Source organism: Halomonas sp. (assembly GCF_041689495.1).
Classification (GTDB): Bacteria; Pseudomonadota; Gammaproteobacteria; order Pseudomonadales; family Halomonadaceae; genus Halomonas.
In genome coordinates, this window is sequence record NZ_JBDNGD010000153.1 from 1 (window position 1) to 3,163 (window position 3,163).

Annotated in this window: 3 protein-coding genes; 1 reads left to right on the plus strand and 2 read right to left on the minus strand. The window is 62.5% G+C overall.

The features are described 5' to 3' along the window. Positions 1-255 precede the first annotated feature (255 nt). Positions 256-849: a DNA endonuclease SmrA gene (gene smrA / locus ACESMD_RS05205; protein WP_372610990.1), complete on the plus strand. Its 594-nt coding sequence runs from the start codon at positions 256-258 to the stop codon at positions 847-849. 3 nt (positions 850-852) lie between these two features. On the opposite strand, the gene ACESMD_RS05210 is transcribed toward smrA, so the two are convergent. Both ACESMD_RS05210 and ACESMD_RS05215 read right to left on the minus strand, forming a co-directional pair. Beyond that, positions 853-1,377 (minus strand): DUF934 domain-containing protein, encoded by a 525-nt coding sequence (locus tag ACESMD_RS05210; protein ID WP_372610992.1) that lies wholly within the window; start codon positions 1,375-1,377, stop codon positions 853-855. Further along, complete coding sequence (locus ACESMD_RS05215) at positions 1,367-3,022, minus strand: nitrite/sulfite reductase (RefSeq protein ID WP_372610994.1); 1,656 nt, start codon at positions 3,020-3,022, stop codon at positions 1,367-1,369. The genes ACESMD_RS05210 and ACESMD_RS05215 overlap by 11 nt, the downstream gene beginning before the upstream one ends. Positions 3,023-3,163: the final 141 nt, after the last annotated feature.

The window sequence follows — 3,163 nt, forward strand, 5'->3', positions numbered from 1 at the left end:
GGGGGCCCGCGGTGATGGGCGCCAGATCCTCGGGGCGGTCGTAGGTAAAGGGGCTGAGCATGGTCAACCAGAGCCAGCCGGCGATGGCCAACGGCAGGCCGAGAAGGGTCATCAGGAAGAGGCGAAAGCGTGACATCTGGACTCCACATTGAAACGCAGGATCCCAGCCTGACAGGGCGACTCGTCCTTGTCCGGCTTAAGCCAGCCAAGCGCCTCTGCTAGGATGGGAGAATCCTTGACGACTCGGAGGGGCCCATGACCCAAGCCAAACGCGATGATCTGGATTTCCGGGCCCTGATGGATGACGTCCGTCCGATAAAGCGGCAGCGAAACCAAGCCGATCCCGGCAGGAAAACCAGCCGTCCCACCGAGGCCCAACTGGCCAGACGGGAGTGTGCCGCCGCCCAACTGGCGAGCCGGGATTTCCTCTCGGATGACTTCGTGGATCTCCTGCCCCCGCACGATCCCGTGGAATTCCATCGTGACGGTATCCAGCAGGGCATGGTCGACCGCCTCAGGCAGGGCGGCTACAGCGCCCAGGCGCGCCTGCATCTGCTGCGCCTTCCCCTGGCGGAATGTCGGCGTCTCCTGCCGCCCTTCATCCACGACGCCTACGCCCATGACCTGCGCTCCGTACTGATCATCCATGGACGAGGCCGCGAGATCGATAGCGGCCCCAATGTGCTGCGCTCCTATCTCGCCAAGTGGCTGGCGAGTTTCGATGAGGTCCAGGCCTATGTCTCAGCCCAGCAGGCCGATGGGGGCCTGGGTGCCACCTGGGTCATGCTGCGCAAGAGTCAACGGGCAAGAGCCAACAATCGGGAACGCCAGCAGAAGCGCCGCGGTTGATACTCAGGCGTGGCCATTCTCGCGCAGTCGGCGCTTGAAGAGGGGCTCGCTGAGATCCACTGCGGGCTGGTAGCTGACGCTGAAGGCCCCCAGGGCGCGCAAGGCATCGTCCAGGTGCTGGTCCTCGCGAAGTGCCAGGGCATCGAAACCACAGCGGGACATGTAGAAGAGCTGGTCGACCAGCACATCACCGATGGCACGGATCTCGCCGGGATAGCCGTAACGCTCCCTCAGCAGACGAGCCAGGGTGTAGCCGCGACCATCCGTGAAAGCCGGAAAATCGATGGCCACCAGGGGGGCGCTGGCGAGTATCGTGGCCAGCGCCTCATTGAGTTCGGTATCGCTGGCCAGCCAGGGGGCCAGAGCGGCATCGGCCGACCGGTCACGCCACAGTGACAGGGGCACGATGACCGGACGCCGCCGATCAGGGAGGCGGGCCTCGTCGCGAGAGAGCGCCCAGTCATCCTGCTTCGGCTGGCCCAGCTTGATCAGGGTCCGGCCGGGTTCCAGTTGAGGCTCATCTTGCATAGACCCGCTCCTTGAAGGGCTTGAGGCCGATTCGTCGATAGGTATCCAGGAAGCGCTCATCCTCATGACGTTGCTGGACATAGACCTTGAGGAGCTGGTCGATGACCCCGGGGACATCCTCGCGGGAGAAGGAGGGACCGAGAATCTTGCCCAGGGAGGCGTCATCGGTCGAATTGCCGCCCAGGGAGATCTGGTAGTACTCCTCGCCCTTCTTGTCTACGCCAAGGATACCGATATGGCCGACATGGTGGTGGCCGCAGGCATTCATGCAGCCCGAGATATTGAGATCCAGGGGGCCGAGGTCATAGAGGAAATCGAGATCCTCGAAACGCGCCTGGAGAGCCTGGGCGATGGGGATCGATACGGCATTGGCCAGGCTGCAGAAATCCCCGCCGGGACAGCAGATGATGTCGTTGAGCGTCCCCACGGTGGGATTGGCCATGCCGAGACCATCCAGTTCCCGCCACAGGGTGTCGAGCTCGTCCACGGGAACATCGGAAAGCACCAGATTCTGCTCATGGGTGACGCGAACCTCGCTGAAGCTGAAGCGCTCGGCGAGGTCGGCGACTGCCTCCAGCTGGTCGGCGGTGACATCGCCGGGGGCGTGGTCGCGGCGCTTCAGAGAGAGGGTGACGGCCTTGTAGCCCGGCACACGGTGGTCGGTGACGTTGTTCGTGACGAAGCGGGAAAAGGCACGGTCCTGACCACGCTGGCGTTCGAAATCGGCGATGGCGTCATCGGCCACCGGACGACGCGAAGGTTCGGAGAAATGGGTACGCGCCGCCTCGACGGCGGCTTCCGTCAGGGTCTGGGGACCGTCCTTGATGTGCGCCCACTCGGCGTCGACACGGCGGCGGAATTCCTCGATGCCCAGTGCCTTGACCAGGATCTTGATGCGGGCCTTGAACTTGTTGTCACGACGGCCGAACTGGTTGTAGACACGAACACAGGCCTCGAGGTAGGTCAGCAGATGCTGCCAGGGAAGGTCTTCGCAGACGACATCGCCGATCATGGGTGTACGACCCAGACCACCACCGGCAAGCACCTTGACCTTCAGTTCGCCATGCGCGTCTTGCCAGAGCCGCAGGCCGATGTCATGGACCTGGATGGCGGCCCGGTCGGCGGCAGCGCCGGAGACGGCGATCTTGAACTTGCGCGGCAGGAAGGCGAATTCCGGATGCAGGGTCGACCACTGGCGAATCAGTTCGCACCAGGGGCGAGGGTCTTCCACTTCGTCGCCGGCGATGCCGGCAAACTGATCGCTGGTCGTATTGCGAATGCAGTTGCCACTGGTCTGAATCGCATGCATCTGGACCTCGGCGAGCTCACCGAGGATGTCGGGCACATCCTCCAGGGCCGGCCAGTTCAGCTGCAGGTTCTGGCGGGTGGTGAAGTGGCCATAGCCGCGATCGTAACGACGGGTGATCGCCGCCAGGCGCCGCAGCTGAACACTCGAGAGCATACCGTAGGGAATGGCGATACGCAGCATGGGCGCATGCTTCTGGATATAGAGGCCATTCTGCAGGCGCAGGGGACGGAACTCGTCCTCGCCGAGGCGTCCGGCCAGATAACGATCCATCTGGTCCCGGAACTGGACGACGCGTTCATCGACGAGCGTCTGGTCGTAAGTGTCGTACCGATACATTCAAGCGTGTCCTGCGAGTCGAAACGAAGGAAGACTTCAGGCGTACGATCACCATACGCCGATTTATTATTCTATGAAAGAATATATCAGCATAGATTTTGATTTATTTGTTATTAGCAAGTCCGTCAGGAAAGCCCGTCA

Coding starts and splice junctions, on each gene's coding strand:
- smrA (WP_372610990.1), top strand. CDS start 256: ATGACCCAAGCCAAACGCGATGATCTGGATTTCCGGGCCCTGATGGAT.
- ACESMD_RS05210 (WP_372610992.1), bottom strand. CDS start 1,377: ATGCAAGATGAGCCTCAACTGGAACCCGGCCGGACCCTGATCAAGCTG.
- ACESMD_RS05215 (WP_372610994.1), bottom strand. CDS start 3,022: ATGTATCGGTACGACACTTACGACCAGACGCTCGTCGATGAACGCGTC.